This window comes from Methanosalsum zhilinae DSM 4017 (genome assembly GCF_000217995.1).
GTDB classification, from domain to species: Archaea; Halobacteriota; Methanosarcinia; order Methanosarcinales; family Methanosarcinaceae; genus Methanosalsum; species Methanosalsum zhilinae.
Genome location: NC_015676.1, coordinates 781,405 through 800,585, shown reverse-complemented (window position 1 = coordinate 800,585; position 19,181 = coordinate 781,405). Strand labels below are relative to the sequence as shown.

Sequence of the window (19,181 nt, the reverse complement as noted above, 5' to 3'; positions counted from 1 at the left end):
ATTGGAGCTATTGGGAGGGTCGGGCAGGCTTCAGGATAGTCTGAGAGGTTGGCATGTTGGCAAAGGGGTAATATGATACCTTTCTCAAAGAATGTATACATAAATTAGAGTTATCTCAGTTTATGGAGAGGGAGGAGTTTCTGACTTCCATAGATAGTTGAGGAAGGGGCTAGGGAAGGTCAACAGTGTTTTGGAGATAAGCATAGCCTATGATAGAATGAGAAACTAACCAACAAATTTGATGAAATTTGATACAGCAGAAGAGGCAAACGTTAACCAGTTTGAAGTACTGGAGCATGTTGATAGGGGTGCTATCTATGATACACATGTTAGTAAAGGAGAGAGCTTTAAACTCATTAAGGAGAAGGGAGGTGACAAGGAATGAGCAAAAAATCAATAGAAGAGATAATTAAAGAGCATGAGGAAGAGTGGGCTAAAATGTCAGATGAAGAGATGTTTGAGCAGTTTAAGAAGGCTGACAAGAGGGCTGCTGAGATTCTTGGAGATGAGTAAATATGGATGCAGTCATGGATATTTTTGCTGGAGAGGCAAAGAAAGACGAGAAGTAATGATCTTGTGAAAGACAATACAACTTCATTTAATGGCCTAAGCACAAAGTTTTACCTTGTTTTCAAAGGTGTAAAGGTTTAGGCCATTAGGGTCATAATCTGGTGCTCTCTTAAAAAATATATACTCCAGAAAGAAAGATTTAGATGCGCACCACATCAGTCAATGTTCTACCAATCAAAATTATTCATAAACAAAAAAAATTGGATTAATATGTATTTAATAGGACTTTCAAAAAATTTTTAATGGACCGGTCGGGATTTGAACCCGAGGCCTCTACCATTCTGGTTGTTTCGCATTTTACCTCGAAACAGTTGCCAAGGTAGCGATCTTCCCCTGATCTACCGGCCCATGTGCTAGCTTTGTACTAGTCATTATATCTGATAAAGTTATCGATATGTTTCGGACCTGATATGGATAAATTATGGAATATTTTATCATGTCCACGATTAAAATCGAAATGTTAAAGTAGAAGTAGACTTATGAGAAGTGTCGCTTGATGCATTGCATCATGACCCATAAACTATATGGGCCCGTAGCTTAGCCTGGTGGAGCGCACGGCTGATAACCGTGAGGTCCTGCGTTCGAATCGCAGCGGGCCCACCATATTTAACAATAGGTTTTATTTTCATCATATCGAAAAATCTTAATTGAAAAAATCATGGTTATTTGGATTTATTCTATTTACATATTAATATTTTTGATTATGTAGCTGCAGCTGAAATAAATAAACACTTTATTTATATAAACAAATCCATAAAACTTATAAATAAAAAAAGTATTAGTTCTATTATATTTTATAAATGATGGTGCATATTGGTGATCACGTGACAGACAAGCAAGTGCCGAACTTGGGTGAAACAGAGTATGAAATGGTTGAACTTTTAAGAAAGCTGAACATGACAAGACCTATTGCCTTAAGCCTGGTTTGTTTATCTACCAGAGAAGAGATCACATCCCGGGAAATTGAGATGGTGTCCAATCTAAGACAGCCTGAAGTAAGCATTGCCATGAGATATCTGCGGGATAACAACTGGGTGGATATCAGGGAAGAGAAAAAAACAGAAGGTAAAGGTCGGCCAATTAAATTATACCGGCTTGTAGTACCCCTTGACAACATCATTGAATCAATTGAAAATGAGATAATGTCTGAAAAAAAATCAGTTCTTGAGAACATACAGAGACTAAAAGACCTTTCCTGAATCTATCATACTGTTTAATACATTTGACTTTCAAGGCTATTACCAACGATCTATTTATCGGCCAATTTTCCTTACATAAACTTTCTTTTCAATTTATTGATTCGATCCAATAAATAATTTTATCTGTAGCTTTATTTTCAGAAATAAATTCAATATATACACATTTTATTACAAATTCCCTTTACAGATCAAGATGAATATAAAAGTTTCCTAATAAGGCTAATTAATTTGCCTGTTAGGCTAATTATTTATAGCAAATAATTTCTGATATTATTTAATGAATAGCGCAACTGAAAAAACAGGCGTGTTTATCTGCCATTGCGGAGGAAATATTTCAGATATAATTAACATTGAAACTGTAAAAAAAGAGATACATAAATCTGATAATATCAAATTTTTTAATTATGATTATCTTTGTTCAAATATCGGCCAGAATCTGATTAAAAAAAGCGCTTATGAACATTCACTTAATAAAATAGTCATCGGTGCCTGTACTCCCTCAAAACATGATAAATTATTCAAAAAATGTGCCAGGGAATGCAATATCAATCAATCATTTGTTGAAATAGCCAATCTGCGTGAACAATGTTCCTGGGTACATACAGAAGAAAAAAATGCAACAGAAAAGGCCATAAATCTTATTCAAAGTAAGATAGAGAGATTAAAGTATTCTCAGCCCCTGTCAGGAGCCCAGATTCCAATCAACGCAAATGCCATGGTTATAGGTGGAGGCATCGCAGGAATAACTGCTGCAATAAACCTTGCAAATAACGGAATACGCACATATATCGTCGAAAAGGAAACATCCATTGGAGGAAACGTTGCCAGAATCGGAAAAATCTTCTCACCTGAGAAACTTGCAGAAGAATGTGCAATGTGCTCTCTCAGCCCCCTTATGAACGAGATTGAATTCCATGACAATATTACTCTCTATTCTCATTCAGAAATTGAAAAAATAAGCGGGAATGCCGGCAATTTTGTAGCCACCATCAGGAAAAAGGCCAGATACGTAAACGATAGCTGTATGGCTTGTGGAAAATGCAGTGAAGTGTGTCCCGTTATTGTTGAAAATCAATTTAACTGCGGAGCAAGGGACAAAAAAGCAATATCTTTAAAATTTGCACAGGCAGTACCTCAGACATATAATATATCCAGAGACCATTGCAGAGAACTCAATGGAATCAAATGCAGACGATGCTTCAATGCATGCAGGATCAAAGCCATTGACTTTGATCAAAAAGATGAAACTATCGAAATTGAGACAGGCACAATAATCACATCAACCGGCTTTGAAGAATATGATGCATCAAAAAAGGCACAGTACGGATATGGAAGGTACGACAACGTTGTAACTCAGATGGAACTGGCAAGAATACTTGGAATCAACGGTCCTACCGGAGGAAAACTGCTAAAGCCTTCTGATGAAAAGATTCCCGAGAATATTGTTATGATTCAGTGTGTTGGCTCCCGGGATGAAAAACCTTCTGCTAACAAATATTGCTCACGTTACTGCTGTATGGCTGCACTAAAACATGCTTCCCTCATAAAGAAAAAATACCCGGACTCGAAAATAACTATCTGCTACATAGATATCCGGGCATTTGGGATGTATGAAAACTATTATAGAGAAGTACAGAACATTGGAATATCCTTCATAAGGGGAAGACCTGCAGAAATTGTGCAAAAGCCGGATAAGAGCCTGGTCGTAAAGGTCGAAGATACCCTGACTCAAAGATTAAAGGATATTAAAGCTGACCTTGTTGTGCTTTCCGCAGCTATGGAACCATCCCAGGGGACAAAGAGCATAGCCAGCAAACTGGGTACTGCAACAGGAGAAGATGGATTTATTCGCGAAAGGCATTCCAAACTCAAGCCTGTTGACACTTCAAAAGATGGGATTTTTGTATGTGGCACTGCCCAGGCTCCAAAGGATATTACCGATACAATAGCACAGGCAGGACTTGCTGCAGCACGCGCACGTGAATTTATATCAGCCGGTGTGATCAGCCTAAGTCCTGAAACAGCCACGATAAATTATTCAATATGTGACCATTGCGGACAATGTCTGAAATGCCCTTTTGACGCAATATGGATTAACGACTCAGGTAAAATTGAAATTGATCAAGTAGCATGCAAAGGATGCGGATATTGTACCGGTCAGTGCCCTTCAGATGCAATTCATATAGAGGGCTATACGAACAGGCAGATCATGGCAGAAGTTGAAGGTCTCTTGGAAAAGAATGACATCCTGGTCTTTGCAAGTTCCAATATAGCCTACACAACGATTGATAGCATAGGAAACAGTGCACTCAAATACCCATCTGAGATCAAAGTTATCCGGGTCCCGACAACAACCATTGTCAATCAACTGCTCATTTCACATGCTTTCAGGCAAGGTGCCTCAGAAGTTCTTCTGTTAGAAGATCCTCCGGACAGCTCTCTGGGAGCGCATATTTTTCCCCTTGCTGAATCCAATTTTGAAAAATTGAAACAGGATCTGGATTATCCGGATAATTTTTACTTTAAAAAGGCATACATACCCTATTATTCAGGAATATGTGATGTTTTCAATTCCCTTGTAGAAAAAAGGAGAGAACATAATGACTGAGGATCTTACAGACATACCTGAGGCAAAATCACTTGTAGATACCATTAAAAGAAGCATACGGACTTCAGACAATATAGGAATTGACCGATGTATACAATGCGGAGTATGCACCTCTTCGTGTCCTGCAACCAGATTTACAGACTACAATCCAAGAGAAGTTGTAAAAAGAGTAATTGAGAATGACCATTCTATCATTAAAGACGACATTATCTGGAGTTGTTTCTACTGTTATAGCTGTAATATGAGATGTCCAAGAAACAACAGTCCGTCACAGGTGGTACAGGTGCTCAAACAACTTGCCATCAAAGACTCGATTGGTCTTGATAAGATAGAGGTGCTTTTTGAGTATGCAGATACTTTTGCAGAACAGGGTATAAGCAAGATTCCGGATCCCTATGTAGATCAAATGGAAGAAGACTTTGGCAAGTTCTGGCTGGAATTTAGGGACAATCTTGACAGCATGAGGAGAAATCTGGGTCTTGGAGATATAGGAGTAAAAGATGGAGGAAGAAATGAAATACACCAGATACTGGAAGGTGTGCGATTTTACGACAGGCTGGAGAAGCTGAAAAGAGATGCTGATAAAATGTCATCTCAAAAAGATAGGAAGTGACCATAACCAATGAAACAGATTACAGATATACCTGATAAAAGAATACTGCTTTTTAAATCATGTCTTGTGAGTACCGAATATCCGGGTATTGAAAGTTCAACAAAGTTTCTTTTTGATGAGCTTGGTGTGGATTACCATATAAGTGACAGGCAGTCATGCTGCACCGGGCTTGGATATTATTTTGATCTATTTGACCAGATGCCAACAACGGCAATTGCAGCCAGGAATTTTGCAGTTGCCAGAAATGCCGGCTATCCAAACATCGCAACTCTCTGTGCTACATGTTATGCTATCAACAAGAGATCCTGCAAATTATTGAATAGCAATGAACCCGTCAGGGAGAAAATAAACAGCATATTTAAGGATAAAGAGCTTCAGCATCTTGAATACACTCCTGAAAGCTTCCATGATGTGGACAACTTCTATCACGTAGTTGAGATCATAGCCAGTAAAGATGATGAAATAAAGAGTATGAGGAAAATTGAGTTTTCAGGAGTGAGAATAGCTACACATCATGCATGCCATTATTATAAGGTTCAGTATGAAGATGTAACAGGAAATCCTGAAAAAATAGATCTTATTGATAGAATTGCAGATGCCTGTGGGGGAGATGTTATTGACTGGTATGAAAACAGAACACTCACCTGTGGCGCAGGATTCTCACAAAGATATATTAACAGAAAGACATCTCTGGAAGTAACACATTCAAAACTGGAAAGTCTTAAGGAAATGGATGTGGAACTGGTCCTCCACATGTGTCCAAACTGTCAGATACAGTATGACAGATATCAGCCAGCCGTTGAAAAAGAGTTCAACACAAAATATGATATTATTCATATGAATATAGCTCAATTTGCAGCACTTGCGCTTGGTGCAGATCCGGATAGTGTTTGTGGATTTAAAGCTCATTCAGTCCCACTGGATGATTTTCTCAAAAAAATGAGAATAACCAAATAATATATATTTATGTAAATTTTAATTAGAGGCATCTAAATATAGATAGAAAATGACAATTATCAACAAATAACATCACAAAGGAGTTTACCTTTTGGGCACAATAAGTGAAAAGATACTTAGCAGAGCATCTGGAAAAACTGCAGTTGCAAATGATTTTGTAATGGCTGATATTGACTATGCTATGGCACACGACGGTACAAGCATACTAGCAGTTAAGGCCTTCAGGGAAATGGAAGTTGAAAAGGTATGGAATACAGACAAAATAGTGATTCCATTCGACCACCTTGCACCTGCAAATAGCGATACAACTGCATCCCTGCAAAAAGATATAAGAAACTGGATACATGAACAGAAAATCAGGAACTTTTATGATATTGGGAACGGTATCTGCCATCAGGTTCTTCCGGAAAAAGGATTTGCAATGCCTGGAAAGCTAATCGTAGGTGCCGACTCTCATTCCTGCACATATGGAGCTTTCGGTGCTTTTGGAACAGGAGTTGGAGCAACTGATATGGCAGAGATCTTTGCTTCCGGAAAACTCTGGTTCAGGGTCCCTGAATCTATAAAGATCACAGTTGAAGGAAATATGAATAAGCATGTATGTGCAAAAGATCTGACACTCAAAGTTGTTGGTACTGTAGGATCAGACGGAGCAACATATAAAGCCCTGGAATTTTATGGAAATACAATCAGCGATCTTTCAGTTTCAGGACGAATGACTCTGTGTAACATGGCAATTGAAATGGGAGCAAAAACAGGAATTGTGCCACCTGATAATAAAACATTAGAATATGTCAAAAAAAGAGCGGTGGATGAATATGATCCGGTGTATGCAGATGATGATGCAATCTATGCAAAAGAAATACACATAGATGTAGAAGACCTTGAGCCACAGATAGCCAGACCACATGAAGTAGATAATGTATGCGGTGTGTCAGAAGTGGAAGGCACCAGAGTGGATCAGGTATTTATTGGTACATGCACAAATGGAAGATTGGAGGATCTTGAAGACGCTGCCGCTATACTTGAAGGTAAAGATGTAGCAGTAAGAACAATAGTTATACCAGCTTCAAGAGATATTATGATCGAGGCTACCAAAAACGGCACAGTAGAAAAATTACTTGAAGCCGGAGCAACGTTTGCAACACCCGGATGTGGCCCCTGCCTTGGAGGTCATATGGGAGTTATAGGGGATGGAGAAACCTGCATATCCACCGCAAACAGAAATTTCAGGGGCCGTATGGGTAAAGGAGGATGCATATACCTGGCCTCACCAGCAACTGCTGCAGCTTCAGCAGTTACCGGAACAATTACTCATCCAGGAAATGTTTGAAAAACAGAATGAAAACATTGGGGATACAATGAGCTCTGAAGAGATCACTAAAGAAAAACTGCTTCATTTGATTGAACACTGGATAGAACACAATGACAATCACGTCCAGAATTTTGATAGCTGGACTGAAAAGATAGAACTGTCAGGGTTTGAAGGTGTTGCGGAGGAAATAAGAATGGCCTCCAAGAATATGGAAAAATGTACAATGCATCTGAAAAAAGCAAAAAGCAGACTTGAATAGATCTATCCTGAGTTTTAAGATCTTTTACTTTCTTTCAAATTTGTATACTGATTCCATACATCTGTGAGAGGGTACATAATATCCAGCATAGCAATATCACTGTTAAATATATTTATTGATTTATTGTAAGATGCACCCAGTTTCATACTGGCCGAGGGTTTAAGTATCATTGCTATCGCCTGTACACCCCTGATACCTCCATTATTTTCTTCATTACTGATCTCCTTTTTTAGGTATACATGAAGATTGTAAATTTTCTTCATCCTATATTCAGGTGGTTTGATTGGAGATGTAACTATCAATAATTTTCCTGGTAAAGAAGCAGCATCCAGAACTTCAGATAGTTTATTTTCGTTATTCTGTTCTATCAGAACTATTGTCTTAACATTTATATTGTGCATTATCTGCTTAAGTTCCTGAATAGAAAAAGCGCATTGCTCAACTGTGAAGTTTGGATCAAGGGCCTGTGCAAGACTTATCGCTGCAGCAGCACGCGTTTGCTCATCCATTCCTGTAACAAGCACACTCCAGTTTTCATTAAAATCTGCAAGGCTTACTCTTATATTTGATAAAAAATCAGTGGTATTTCCAGTATATACTTTCATGGAAGTACGGTTATCCCCTTCATATACTTTTGATTTCAACTGATTCAACCCCCTTTAAAAGAATCAAAATAAATATATTTTTTATTGAATATAATAAAATAAGTAGTTTACGGATAACAGCTCAAATGTAAAGATTATAACATAACATTAGATTGCCCCACCCCGCAACTCTGCAATTTATTATATTTTATCTGCCCAGTTTTGCATGGGCCCGGGCCAGGTGACCTGCTGCCTGTGCACCGATAAGCGAGAGTTCTCCTGCAAGAACTGATGCTGCAACAATTTCAGCCAGCTTTTTAGAATTTTCTCCTGGTTTTTCACCTGAACCTGATACTCCAAGTAAATTCAAACAATCGCGCTGGGTTCCAATACCAGTTCCCCCTCCAACAGTACCAACAGCTACAGCAGGAAGTGTGACAGTGCAGTAGAGATTCCCGTATTTATCAATATCCATCGTAGTTATCGTGTAGCTGCCCTCCACCACATGAGCAGGGTCCTGTCCACATGCAATATACATTGCAGCAATGACATTTGCTGCATGAGCATTAAATCCAAGAGATCCGGCCCGGGCAGATCCCAAAAGGTTCTTGCGATAATTTACTTCCACCATTTCATCAGGAGTACATTTTAATTTAGATTCTACAGTATCCCGGGGAATCGTCACTTCTGCAACAACTGTTTTTCCTCTTCCGTTTATTGAAGATACAGCAGCTGGTTTTTTATCAGAACACATATTCCCGGAAAGTGATATCGGGTCTGCTCCAAACTCATCCACTATCAGATCCACAATTACATCAGTTGCCAGGGTCACCATATTCATGCCCATGGCATCTTTTGTATCAAAACCAAATCTAAGATATGCAGTATTACCAAGCACAAATGACTCTACATTCAACAGTTCGCCATACCTTGTACTTTCCTTAATTTTTTCTTTCATCTTTTCTAGTGTACTTTTCTTCTTTACCCAATCTACAAACTTTTTTGTCCGCTCCAGATTCTCAAATTTAAATACAGGTGCTCTGGTCATTGAATTCTGGAATATCCTGACATTTGCCCCACCTGAACCCGTGATTACAGATGAGCCTCTGTTTATACTGGCAACAAGTGCACCTTCAGTTGTTGCAAGAGGAATGTAAAAATCTCCCTGTGCATATTCTCCATTTATATTAAGTGGACCTGCAACACCCAGGGGAACCTGAACTGCTCCGATCATATTCTCGGTATTTTTCTTTACCACATTTTCTGTATCGATCGAATAGTTCTGAATATTTTCAAATTCAACTCCAGCCAATTCTTCAATTGCCAGACGCCTTATTTTTATTGCAGACTCCCAGTCTTCAACAAACATGGCAACCTTTCTAATTGATATTTCACCTGAGAGTACTTTATTCAGAATATCTTTTTCCTGCAGATTTAAGTTTCTTCCCGATTCCATCATTTCACCAGTTCAAAATAAATAAACAAATAAATCGTATATAACCCCATTAAAAACAATGGGCATCTCATACAAATAATTCACGCTCCCCTAAAGCTACCATATTCAAAGAGTAAGTATCAATTGATCCTCTTCACGATATTTCAGGAAAAGGTCAGCCAGTTCATGTGAAGGAACAATCTTGATACCTGGAATCAACTCCTCTTCCTTTAATCCAATCATAGAAGCAGCCAGGTCGCAGCACTTAAACTGTACGCCCATTTCGATACATTCTATTATTTTCTCATCATATGCAGGAGAACCATATTTGTTGTTCTTGCCAAAGATTACCCCCATTGGACCAAAAAGAACCACAACTACTTCAAGCCCCATCTTTCTATAATAGCGGGCAAAACGAATAATCTCTTGCGGAGCAGTACTCTCATAGACCATATTTTTAAGTACAAGAAGTACTTTATTGATTTTTCCCATTAAATCACCATGAATGTATCAGTGTGATGTTTGATTTATTCGGGATTAATCTACTGCTATATAAAGTTTAATATTTAAAAAATAAATTTTTAATGATGCGGATATCTTCATCGGATTCAGAATTCAGTAATCAAAGGCGCATTAGAAATTAAAAATGAGTACAGAGAGGAAAATAGCTTCCCCTCATTGAGCTGTTTAGTTCTCTTGTTATATCTGTTTTTCAATCACTTAACAATCACAACAATCGAACCATTTACATCAAGGACATCTACTTCACGTCCTGCAGATTTAACCTCTCTTTCCAGAGATACTGCCTCTGGATCAACCTCGATGGTTTCTCCATCAACATCCAGGATCATTTTTCCACTTTCCATCTCCTTTGCTACTTCCAGCGGATCAGCCAGGGATAGCTTTTTTACAATAGCGCCTGCCTTCTTTCGGTATCTGGGACCTATGATTCCCATTTCAGGCTTTACAGAAACTGGCACATATTCAAAATCTGGTTTTCCTGAGATTAACTCTACTTCAGAATTAGTTGCACCTCTGATATCTGTCGTATCTTCAAGAGGTGCATAAATCTCTATTTTTTTAAGTGGTGCATTAAGAGCCATTCCAGATTCAGATTTATAGCGCCTTATAGAAGCAACAATGTCCTTGATCAGCTCCCCCTGTATTTCTATATTTTCATCTATATATTTTCTCTCAACACCCGGCCATGTGCTGAGATGTACACTACCAGAACTTAGTCTGGAATACATCTCTTCTGCAATGAATGGAACAAAAGGAGACAAAAGACGAACAAGTGTATTGAGAACCATATGTAAAGTATATTGAGCTGCTTTCTTTTCTTCGCTATCATTTCCGTATAATCTGGATTTTACAAGTTCAATATAATTATCTGCAACCATCTCCCAGGTAAAACCACGAATCGATTTGAATGTTTCATCGAATTGGAAATGATCCATACTCTCAGTGGTAGATTCGATCAGACGATTAAGATTACTCAGCATCCATCGGTCAACCACCGGCAGTGATTCAGGAGGTATATGGTCGGTCTCAGGATTAAAGTTCTCAATATGAGATATTGAAAACCTATATATGCTCCATAATTTCTGCAAAAAGCGAGATGCAGATACCACATCTTTCCATCTAAACATTACATCAGAACCAGGAGTACCACCAACAGCAGCCCACTGCCGGAATGCATCTGCACCATAGGTATCAACAACTTCGTGTGGGGATATAATATTACCCGCCGATTTGCTCATTTTATGACCATTTTCTCCAAGGACCATGCCATTGATAAGGATTGTATCCCATGGCCTGGTATCTGTAAGGGCAACTGAGCGTAGTATTGTATAAAAAGCCCATGTACGAATAATATCATGTCCCTGTGGCCTTAACTGTGTAGGAAGACGCATTTCGTGTTCACTCAACCATCCAGCGACATGAATTGCCGTAAGTGAAGAGTCCATCCAGGTATCCAGTACATCTTCTTCTGCTTCAAAATCTGTAGAACCGCATTCACACGGTTGAGGAGCTGATTCTTGGGTGGGATCCAGTGGCAACCATTCTTCTTTTGCCACCAGTGTCTGTCCACATCTCTTACAGTACCATACAGGTATTGGGGTTGCAAATATCCTCTGTCTGGAGATGCACCAGTCCCACTCCATTGTACCGGTCCAGTTTTTCAATCGTATCTTCATATGTTCAGGGATCCAGTCTATCTCATCAGCTGTTGAAAGTATCTCTTCAGAATTTATTTTAACAAACCATTGCTTTTCAGACAGAATTTCGATAGGTGTTTTACACCTCCAGCACATACCTACATTCTGTTCGATCTGTTCCTGTTTGTAGATGAGAGACTGACGTTTAAGATCTTCAATAATTGCCTCTTTGCATTCGGATATTTTCATACCGGCATAATTACCTGCAATCTCGGTCATAAGGCCATTTTTATCAATTGCCTTTCTGAGAGGAAGATGATGTTCTACCCACCACCTCACATCCTGTTTATCACCAAAAGTACAGATCATAACCGCACCGGTACCAAATGAAGGATCCACATCCTTATCTGCAATAACGGCCACTTCATGACCGAAGATAGGAACTTTAACATTCTGACCTATAAAATCATTATATCGCTCATCTGAAGGATTTATTGCAACTGCAACGCATGCAGCTAACAGCTCCGGTCTGGTAGTTGCAATCTTAAGATCATCAAAATAAAGATAGTTGAGATATGTCTGCCTTGACTCATATTCAACCTCTGCAAAAGCTATGGCGGTTTCACATCTTGGACACCAGTTAACAGGATGTTGCTCCTGATATATGCGTCCTTTATCATGCATTTTAACAAATGATTTCTGTGTCTTTACATAATAAGAAGGATCCATGGTTATGAACTCATTGCTCCAGTCAATTGAAAATCCGAGCATCATCATTGTTTCGCGCATTTTTCGGATATTCTCAGAGGTGAGTTCTTCACACAATCTTCTGAATTCAGATCTTGGAACCTGATTCTTGGTTATGCCGTGTATCTCTTCTACTTTCACTTCAGTAGGCAGGCCATGGCAATCCCATCCCTGAGGGAACATTACATTATACCCCCTCATCCTTTTATACCGGGCTATGAAATCAATATAGCACCAGTTGAGAGAATTACCGATATGGAAATTTCCTGTGGGGTATGGAGGAGGTGTGTCTATAATATACTGAGGGCACTCGGCCTCATCCCAGTTAAAATAATAAATTGACTCATTCCATTTATTCTGCCATTTTGATTCGATTTCATAGGGAACATATTCTTTGGGGATTGTCATTGAAACACTCCAATAATCATAATATAATAATTAACCAGCTATCTACAGAATCATTAGTATATTTAAATGTGCTACTAATAGTTTGACTTATATTTATTGTATATTAAGACTGGGTCTGGATCAGGTTCTAACCTGAGTTCGAATATACTCAAATATCATATAAAAGCAGTTTTGAATGGATTTTCTGGAATAAAGATGTTATGCAATAAATTAAAAAAAATGACATTTATGCATAAAACTTCTTTTCATTGTGAATACTTTTCCTGTTTATCTGTGATTTCCTTCTGTTGTTCAACTGCTTCTGAGTGTTCCAGTTCTCCACGGATTCCACGTCTTCTTCTGTCCAGAGATTGTATAGCACTGCCTCGTCCATAAAGGAACAAGACATCCCTGGCTTTTATTCGAGTATCTGCAGAAGGTATCCCCACATATTCACCATATGGTTTCTGAATACCCAGTACAAGCACTCCTTCCTCAGCAAGATTCAATTCCATAAGCGTTTTCTCTGAAAGCCAGTCCTTGGATTCAACTTTAAGTTCAGATACCTGATAATCACCTCCAAGATATATTAGACTTGCAGAGTCAGATCCCTCAATATCAGTCCACCTTATTAGGGCAAAAGCAATAGCACGATTTAAGATCTTATCCATCTTTGCACTCTTTGTGATCAGAGCAATTATTGATGTCCCAATTATAAAAACAATCAGATAGTTAATTAAAGTCTCTTCCGCAGGGTTTAAAAAAATAACTACAGTAGAAGCAATTACAGTTACTATTCCAGCATTTCCAACCAGCATAAGATGCATAAGTATCCTTCGCCTTATAGGATGGATCATCATGTTTTCTGACTCTGTAGTCGTAAAGCCAGATCCGGTAAGGGCAGAACGAGCCTGAAAGCGCGCCACCTCCCGGGACAAACCCGTTAGAGTCAGTGCAATTGTTGCAACCCTTGTTATCAGAAGTGAAACTATAATAACTGCAAAAAGTGTAATAAATGCTGCAATCATTAACAGAGTTCCCCCAATATTAGCCAGGTAAATCCAAAATATCTACTTTCGCATATGTATTTACACTAAAGATGATCAAAGCAAGATATTTTAAGAACATGATTTATTGGTACCAATACCGTAAATAACTTATCACAGGGTACTTATTAATTCAGAAAAAGGGATATAAGTTGGAATTATTAAACGTGTTGATCATAAAGCCAGCAGCAAATTAAACTGTTCAGCTAAAGATTGATTTCCCAATTAGTTTTCAATTAAAGAACAACATGAATAAACTATAAGTGATAAAAGAAAAAAACAGTATAAAGGAGGTATATTTGTGAAATTTCAGGAACTGGTTAAAGGAAAGAATGAGGAAGCAGAGAGTACATTAAAGGAAAAACATGTCCCTGTGATAGAGATAGAAAAGGAAAAGGGCGTCAACGGCACAGATATTGTTCGTGTATATGTGGGAAAAGAGACACCACACCCAAATAAAGTAGAGCATCATATTGCATGGATTGCCCTGTTTGGAGTTAAAAAAGACAACGATCAGGTTGTCAATCTGGGACGGTCAAGCTTTGCTCCAGTCCATACCAATCACAATGCTACCTTTGAGATCAGGACCGATGATTTCAAAACATTGTGCGCAACAGAATACTGCAATATTCATGGCCTTTGGGAAAACTGCATTGAGGTCTAAAATGAATTATACGTATGGTTCATTCTTCTTTGAAATTACCAGGATGAGTGAATGGATGGATGGATGGATCTGCAGTCATATTTATACTTGCTGATCGTCGGGTATTTTAATTTCCTCTTCTGTAAGATAACAAGCCGGATCATCAGCCCATAGATTTCCATGAACTGCTTCTGCACGCACCCTGAAGTTGGCATTACATACATCAAGCCACCTGCAGCGTGCACATCTGTCAGCATTTTCCCTAATCAGTGGTTTTCTGTTCTTTAGACCAGCCATTAATTTATCAGAAGTATCCATCCAGATTTCACTGAATTTTCTCTCACGCACATTCCCAAAGCTGTAGTGTCTCCAGAACTGATCTGGATGTATTGAACCGTCCCATGAAACACAACCAATCCCTATTCCTGAAGAATTGCCCTGGTTCATCTTTAGCAATTCGAGTACTTCCTGTGCACGTTCAGGATCCTCTTTCTGAAGCCGCATATAGATGTAGGGGCCGTCACAGTGATTATCGACTGTGAGAACTTCAACAGGATGGCCTTTTGTATGAAGTTGCTCTGTTCGATCCATGATCATATCAACCGTTCTTCTGCTTTCTTCATGAGAAAGATCCTGATCAATCAGTTCAGATCCACGGCCTGAATACACCAGATGGTAAAAACATATTCTTGGTATGTTTTCTTTTTCTATAAGATCAAATATCGCAGGTATATCCTGTACATTGTATTTATTAATAGTAAATCGAAGACCTACCTTAATTCCTTCCCTCTGACAGTTGCGAAGCCCCTCCATTGCTGCATCAAATGCACCTGGAATAGCCCTGAACTTATCATTGGTCTTTAATGTGCCATCAAGTGAAATACCCACATAGGATAAGCCGATGTCTCTGAGGACTTTTGCCATATCTTTATCAATAAGGGTTCCATTGGTTGATATTACCGCACGCATACCTTTAGATCTGGCATAGGAAACAAGTTCCGGAAGATCTTTTCGTACCAAGGGTTCTCCACCAGAAAACAGGATAACAGGAGTCCCAAAGTCCGCAAGATCATCAATTAACTGTTTACCTTCCTCAGTATTTAGTTCAGCATTCAGCTCATCCTCACTACTTGAATCCCCTGATTTAGAATAGCAATGAAGGCACTTTAAATTACATCGTTTCGTTACATTCCATACGACAACAGGCTTTTTATCCTTAGAAAACTGCAGCAGATGAGGAGGAAGTTTTTTAGAGTCACGCCCATATCTGAGAGCATCTGAAGGTTCAACAGTTCCGCAGTACAGCTTTGAAATCCCAATCATGATATCCCTATTTTTATAAAAGTACAAATAATGTATTGACCATTTTAATGTGCAATAAATATTATTTGATAAAATTATTACCAGTGTATTGCTATCAATATATTACAAACTCTGCTGGCATTTAGCTATTCATCTGAATATAAGGATTTCGGTTAGTAGTGTTTGATTCAGAAATAAGAAGCTATCGACGTTTATCATTGAAGTAGCACTGATTTCACACAATACTATATATTGATGCTACTAGTAAACAATAATTACAAAACATATTGAGATACAATATAGATCTCATAAAGACTATATTGGAGCAGGTTGGGAAGTGGAATCATAGCGGATGGGAGTGGGGATCTCCTTTCACTATTCTAATTATTTTGATCCTATAGATTAATTGAAGTTCTTTTCTACATTTGCATCAGGATCAGTGACAATCCTGTTTATTCTGCCACCTACTATTATAGATAGGTATAAATATTTGCTTATTTTAAAACATATATGTCATATGTTAACATAGTTCAGTATAACAACTTATGTAAATATAATACAACCTGACAGAAATAAATACAATAAGTAGAGAATAAGAGGATTAAAAAGTGGCAGTAAGTACTTCTACATTTGGTATTGTCATCCTGATTTATTTGATGGTAATATTCTATCTCGGCTGGCTTGGCTACAAGCGTACCTGTAAAGACGATGACTACATGGTTGCAGGTAGAAAGATACACCCTTTTATTCTTGCCCTTTCCTATGGTGCAACCTTTATCAGTACTGCTGCAATTGTTGGATTTGGTGGCGTAGCTGGTTCACTTGGTATGGGATTACTATGGCTGGTCTTCATGAATATTTTTGTAGGGATTTTTATTGCTTTCGCCATCTTTGGACCAAAAACAAGAAGAATTGGCCAGAACCTGAGTGCAGTCACTTTTCCTGAACTTCTAGGAAAAAGGTTCGAATCCAGGTTCATTCAGGGATTTTCAGGTGCACTGATAGGAGTATTCATGCCGCTTTATGCAGGTATTGTTTTGATCGGAGCAGCACGGTTTATTGAGACCGCACTTGGTGTCCATTATGATATAGCTGTTTTGATCTTTACCATTATTGTTGCTGCCTATGTGATTACAGGCGGCCTTATTGCAGTAATGTACACTGATGCATTACAGGGTTTTCTGATGTTTATTGGAATGGGCATACTGCTGGTATTCACATACAGAATACTGGGTGGCATTAACCAGGCACATCAGTCACTTACTGAACTGGGACATCTTGTGCCTCAGGCACTGGTTCAGGGAGGGCACCAGGGATGGACCATGATGCCGGAGCTCGGATCTCCAATATGGTGGACAATGGTATCAACCATAATACTTGGAGTAGGAATTGGTGTACTTGCCCAACCTCAGCTGGCAGTGAGATTCATGACAGTGGAAAGTGATAAATCATTCAACAGAGCAATATTTGTGGGAGGGCCCTTTATCCTGATGATGGCAGGAGTAGCCTACATCACAGGTGCACTTTCAAACGTATATTTCTTTGAGAATTTTGGCCAGATTGCACTTGAGATTGCTGGAGGGAATACCGATCTAATTATTCCGATGTACATTAATAATGCAATGCCGGATGCATTTGTGATATTGTTCATGCTGGTGTTGCTGGCGGCGTCCATGTCAACTCTCAGTTCACAGTATCACACCATGGGCACTTCAATAGGCCATGATTTTTATCGAGGCTACCTTCTAAGCGGCAAAGCCGGACGAACAGTAAATATTACCCGTCTTGGTATTGCAGTCACCATTCTGATCAGTGTGATCTTTGCATACTTTCTTCCGATCAGTATCATTGCACGTGCGACCGCAATTTTCTTTGGACTTTGTGCAGCTGCATTCCTGCCTATATATGCCGGTGCCCTTTTCTGGAAAAGAATGACAAGGGAAGGTGCAATTGCAGGTCTGATAGTAGGCACGCTCTCAAGTCTGTTCTGGCTGACCTTTGTACATGCTGCAAATGCAGTTCCACTGGGAATATCAGAATTTATATTCTCAACTGAAACAGTTATTACAGGTACTTGGACTCTTGTAGATCCGATACTGATTGCAACACCGCTTGCAGCAATTGCAGCCATTGTGGTGAGCCTGATTACAGAGCCTCCGTCAGATGAACACCTGGAATGGTGTTATGGAAAATCCTGAAAGAAATCAGTATTTTTTAGTCTATAATTTATGTATTTAAAAATTAGAAATGAATGAGGCATTTTAGGACCTCATTATTGTTTTAGCGTCTGATTAAATAGGCCATTGAAAGTATTCCAAAAGCAGCACTTATTGCTCCAAGTCCAGGAGTATCTTCGGTTTCTGGGTCCTGCTCAACAGGGTCATCAACTTCATCAATTATTGTATCATCTGCCGCTGGATCTACGTCATCTGCTATGAACTCAGAAATATCGTGTATCTCTCTTGATATATCCATTATCTGCTGCATTATTTCACTCATCTCAGAGGCATTTTCTTCAACTGTCAGCTGATTCAGTTGTGAAGAAAGTTCCTGCAAAAAAGCAAACTCGCTCTTTAGTGCATCTGCATATTCTCTATGCGATTGCGGAGTTTCATGGTCTATATCATCCACAAGAGGAGATATTGCATTAGTAACACCCTGAAGCATTGTAATTCTGCGAGTTATCTCATTCTTATTGAATTCGCCTGTTTCCAGCCCCCTATTTAGTTCATTGTATCCAATATTTGCAAATCTTCCCATATCATGTGAAGTACCATGGATTACCTCTGCTTTGCCCATAAGATAAATATCCACGTTATTTTCTGCAACAAAGACTGCGGATTCTGCCATCAGGTGCAATTCTGAAACAAGCTGCTGTAAATCAGATTGTGCATTCCTCAGTGCATCTGCATATTCTCTATGCGATTGCGGAGTTTCATGGTCTATATCATCCACAAGAGGAGATATTGCATTAGTAACACCCTGAAGCATTGTAATTCTGCGAGTTATCTCGTTCTTATCGAATTCACCGGTATCCAGACCATCTTTCAATCTATCATGGGCAATACTCGCAAACCTTTCAATGTCATGTGAAGTGCCGTGCACAACTTCTGCCTTACCCATCAGCTTCCAGTCCAATCCAACTGTTGGTTCTACATCATCTGCTATAAATTCAGATTGATCATGCAGTTCATTTGCAAGAGACCTAATCTCATCCAGAATCTCTATCATTTCCTCTACATTATCGTCATTTGCCTGTGCTGAAAGCGGCATACAGACCAATGTAAAGACCATAGCCAGAATCAATATTATAACTCTATTTTTCATAATTCCAGGATCCTCCTAAAATATCATCAA

Annotated in this window: 17 protein-coding genes and 2 tRNA genes; 11 read left to right on the top strand and 8 right to left on the bottom strand. The window is 38.9% G+C overall.

Annotated features, from left to right (window positions below; translation table 11 throughout):
• The first annotated feature begins 241 nt into the window (after positions 1-241).
• Together MZHIL_RS10470 and MZHIL_RS10810 are read left to right on the top strand one after the other, a co-directional pair.
• Positions 242-385, top strand: a complete 144-nt coding sequence (locus tag MZHIL_RS10470) for a hypothetical protein (protein ID WP_013898036.1) — start codon at positions 242-244, stop codon at positions 383-385.
• A complete protein-coding gene (locus MZHIL_RS10810; RefSeq protein WP_013898035.1) occupies positions 382-513 on the top strand; it encodes a hypothetical protein in 132 nt (43 codons plus the stop codon). Before MZHIL_RS10470 ends, MZHIL_RS10810 begins: the two co-directional genes overlap by 4 nt.
• A gap of 300 nt (positions 514-813) precedes the next feature.
• Here MZHIL_RS10810 and MZHIL_RS03720 read toward each other — a convergent pair.
• Positions 814-918: transfer RNA gene (locus tag MZHIL_RS03720), tRNA-Ala, on the bottom strand.
• A gap of 178 nt (positions 919-1,096) precedes the next feature.
• Between MZHIL_RS03720 and MZHIL_RS03715 the strand changes: the two genes are divergently transcribed.
• The 7 genes from MZHIL_RS03715 to MZHIL_RS03685 all read left to right on the top strand — a co-directional run bounded on the left by MZHIL_RS03715 (position 1,097) and on the right by MZHIL_RS03685 (position 7,521).
• Positions 1,097-1,173 (top strand) — tRNA-Ile (locus MZHIL_RS03715).
• 197 nt (positions 1,174-1,370) lie between these two features.
• Positions 1,371-1,769 (top strand): transcriptional regulator, encoded by a 399-nt coding sequence (locus tag MZHIL_RS03710; RefSeq protein WP_013898034.1) that lies wholly within the window; start codon positions 1,371-1,373, stop codon positions 1,767-1,769.
• A 277-nt stretch (positions 1,770-2,046) separates the two neighbouring features.
• Complete coding sequence (gene hdrA, locus MZHIL_RS03705; protein ID WP_013898033.1) at positions 2,047-4,377, top strand: ferredoxin:CoB-CoM heterodisulfide reductase subunit HdrA; 2,331 nt, start codon at positions 2,047-2,049, stop codon at positions 4,375-4,377.
• The gene (gene hdrC / locus MZHIL_RS03700; protein WP_013898032.1) at positions 4,370-4,990 is read left to right on the top strand and encodes a ferredoxin:CoB-CoM heterodisulfide reductase subunit HdrC; all 621 of its coding nucleotides are present in this window, start codon (positions 4,370-4,372) and stop codon (positions 4,988-4,990) included. The genes hdrA and hdrC overlap by 8 nt, the downstream gene beginning before the upstream one ends.
• A gap of 9 nt (positions 4,991-4,999) precedes the next feature.
• Complete coding sequence (gene hdrB, locus MZHIL_RS03695; RefSeq protein WP_013898031.1) at positions 5,000-5,947, top strand: ferredoxin:CoB-CoM heterodisulfide reductase subunit HdrB; 948 nt, start codon at positions 5,000-5,002, stop codon at positions 5,945-5,947.
• A 100-nt stretch (positions 5,948-6,047) separates the two neighbouring features.
• Positions 6,048-7,280 (top strand): 3-isopropylmalate dehydratase large subunit, encoded by a 1,233-nt coding sequence (locus MZHIL_RS03690; RefSeq protein ID WP_281034001.1) that lies wholly within the window; start codon positions 6,048-6,050, stop codon positions 7,278-7,280.
• Positions 7,281-7,308: 28 nt separating this feature from the next.
• Positions 7,309-7,521: a hypothetical protein gene (locus tag MZHIL_RS03685; protein ID WP_157209626.1), complete on the top strand. Its 213-nt coding sequence runs from the start codon at positions 7,309-7,311 to the stop codon at positions 7,519-7,521.
• A gap of 14 nt (positions 7,522-7,535) precedes the next feature.
• On the opposite strand, the gene MZHIL_RS03680 is transcribed toward MZHIL_RS03685, so the two are convergent.
• From MZHIL_RS03680 to MZHIL_RS03660, 5 genes are all read right to left on the bottom strand, one after another.
• On the bottom strand, positions 7,536-8,165 hold the full coding sequence (locus MZHIL_RS03680; RefSeq protein ID WP_013898028.1) for a hypothetical protein: 630 nt from the start codon (positions 8,163-8,165) through the stop codon (positions 7,536-7,538).
• A gap of 148 nt (positions 8,166-8,313) precedes the next feature.
• Positions 8,314-9,564, bottom strand: a complete 1,251-nt coding sequence (hmgA, locus tag MZHIL_RS03675; RefSeq protein ID WP_013898027.1) for a hydroxymethylglutaryl-CoA reductase (NADPH) — start codon at positions 9,562-9,564, stop codon at positions 8,314-8,316.
• A gap of 102 nt (positions 9,565-9,666) precedes the next feature.
• Positions 9,667-10,032, bottom strand: a complete 366-nt coding sequence (locus MZHIL_RS03670; RefSeq protein WP_013898026.1) for a DsrE family protein — start codon at positions 10,030-10,032, stop codon at positions 9,667-9,669.
• 224 nt (positions 10,033-10,256) lie between these two features.
• On the bottom strand, positions 10,257-12,854 hold the full coding sequence (locus MZHIL_RS03665; RefSeq protein WP_013898025.1) for a valine--tRNA ligase: 2,598 nt from the start codon (positions 12,852-12,854) through the stop codon (positions 10,257-10,259).
• Positions 12,855-13,099: 245 nt separating this feature from the next.
• Positions 13,100-13,861 carry a potassium channel family protein gene (locus tag MZHIL_RS03660; RefSeq protein ID WP_013898024.1) on the bottom strand — a complete coding sequence of 254 codons (762 nt, stop codon included), beginning with the start codon at positions 13,859-13,861 and terminating at the stop codon, positions 13,100-13,102.
• A 319-nt stretch (positions 13,862-14,180) separates the two neighbouring features.
• Here MZHIL_RS03660 and MZHIL_RS03655 point away from each other — a divergent pair, with 319 nt between their 5' ends.
• Positions 14,181-14,543, top strand: a complete 363-nt coding sequence (locus MZHIL_RS03655; protein ID WP_013898023.1) for a desulfoferrodoxin family protein — start codon at positions 14,181-14,183, stop codon at positions 14,541-14,543.
• 81 nt (positions 14,544-14,624) lie between these two features.
• Here MZHIL_RS03655 and ahbC read toward each other — a convergent pair whose 3' ends face one another.
• Positions 14,625-15,845 (bottom strand): 12,18-didecarboxysiroheme deacetylase, encoded by a 1,221-nt coding sequence (gene ahbC, locus MZHIL_RS03650; protein WP_013898022.1) that lies wholly within the window; start codon positions 15,843-15,845, stop codon positions 14,625-14,627.
• Between the two features lie 587 nt (positions 15,846-16,432).
• Here ahbC and MZHIL_RS03645 point away from each other — a divergent pair.
• Positions 16,433-18,022, top strand: coding sequence for a sodium:solute symporter family protein (locus MZHIL_RS03645; protein ID WP_013898021.1), 1,590 nt, complete (start codon positions 16,433-16,435; stop codon positions 18,020-18,022).
• 82 nt (positions 18,023-18,104) lie between these two features.
• Here the strand turns inward: MZHIL_RS03645 and MZHIL_RS03640 are convergent, their stop codons facing one another.
• Positions 18,105-19,151 carry a hypothetical protein gene (locus MZHIL_RS03640; protein ID WP_013898020.1) on the bottom strand — a complete coding sequence of 349 codons (1,047 nt, stop codon included), beginning with the start codon at positions 19,149-19,151 and terminating at the stop codon, positions 18,105-18,107.
• Positions 19,152-19,181: the final 30 nt, after the last annotated feature.

Bases quoted from the DNA above. Each gene is read 5' to 3' on its own strand.
- MZHIL_RS03660 (WP_013898024.1), bottom strand. From the start codon at position 13,861: ATGATTGCAGCATTTATTACACTTTTTGCAGTTATTATAGTTTCACTT.
- hmgA (WP_013898027.1), bottom strand. From the start codon at position 9,564: ATGATGGAATCGGGAAGAAACTTAAATCTGCAGGAAAAAGATATTCTG.
- MZHIL_RS03710 (WP_013898034.1), top strand. From the start codon at position 1,371: ATGATGGTGCATATTGGTGATCACGTGACAGACAAGCAAGTGCCGAAC.
- MZHIL_RS03665 (WP_013898025.1), bottom strand. From the start codon at position 12,854: ATGACAATCCCCAAAGAATATGTTCCCTATGAAATCGAATCAAAATGG.
- ahbC (WP_013898022.1), bottom strand. From the start codon at position 15,845: ATGATTGGGATTTCAAAGCTGTACTGCGGAACTGTTGAACCTTCAGAT.
- hdrC (WP_013898032.1), top strand. From the start codon at position 4,370: ATGACTGAGGATCTTACAGACATACCTGAGGCAAAATCACTTGTAGAT.
- MZHIL_RS03640 (WP_013898020.1), bottom strand. From the start codon at position 19,151: ATGAAAAATAGAGTTATAATATTGATTCTGGCTATGGTCTTTACATTG.
- MZHIL_RS10810 (WP_013898035.1), top strand. From the start codon at position 382: ATGAGCAAAAAATCAATAGAAGAGATAATTAAAGAGCATGAGGAAGAG.
- MZHIL_RS03685 (WP_157209626.1), top strand. From the start codon at position 7,309: ATGAGCTCTGAAGAGATCACTAAAGAAAAACTGCTTCATTTGATTGAA.
- hdrA (WP_013898033.1), top strand. From the start codon at position 2,047: ATGAATAGCGCAACTGAAAAAACAGGCGTGTTTATCTGCCATTGCGGA.
- MZHIL_RS10470 (WP_013898036.1), top strand. From the start codon at position 242: ATGAAATTTGATACAGCAGAAGAGGCAAACGTTAACCAGTTTGAAGTA.
- hdrB (WP_013898031.1), top strand. From the start codon at position 5,000: ATGAAACAGATTACAGATATACCTGATAAAAGAATACTGCTTTTTAAA.
- MZHIL_RS03670 (WP_013898026.1), bottom strand. From the start codon at position 10,032: ATGGGAAAAATCAATAAAGTACTTCTTGTACTTAAAAATATGGTCTAT.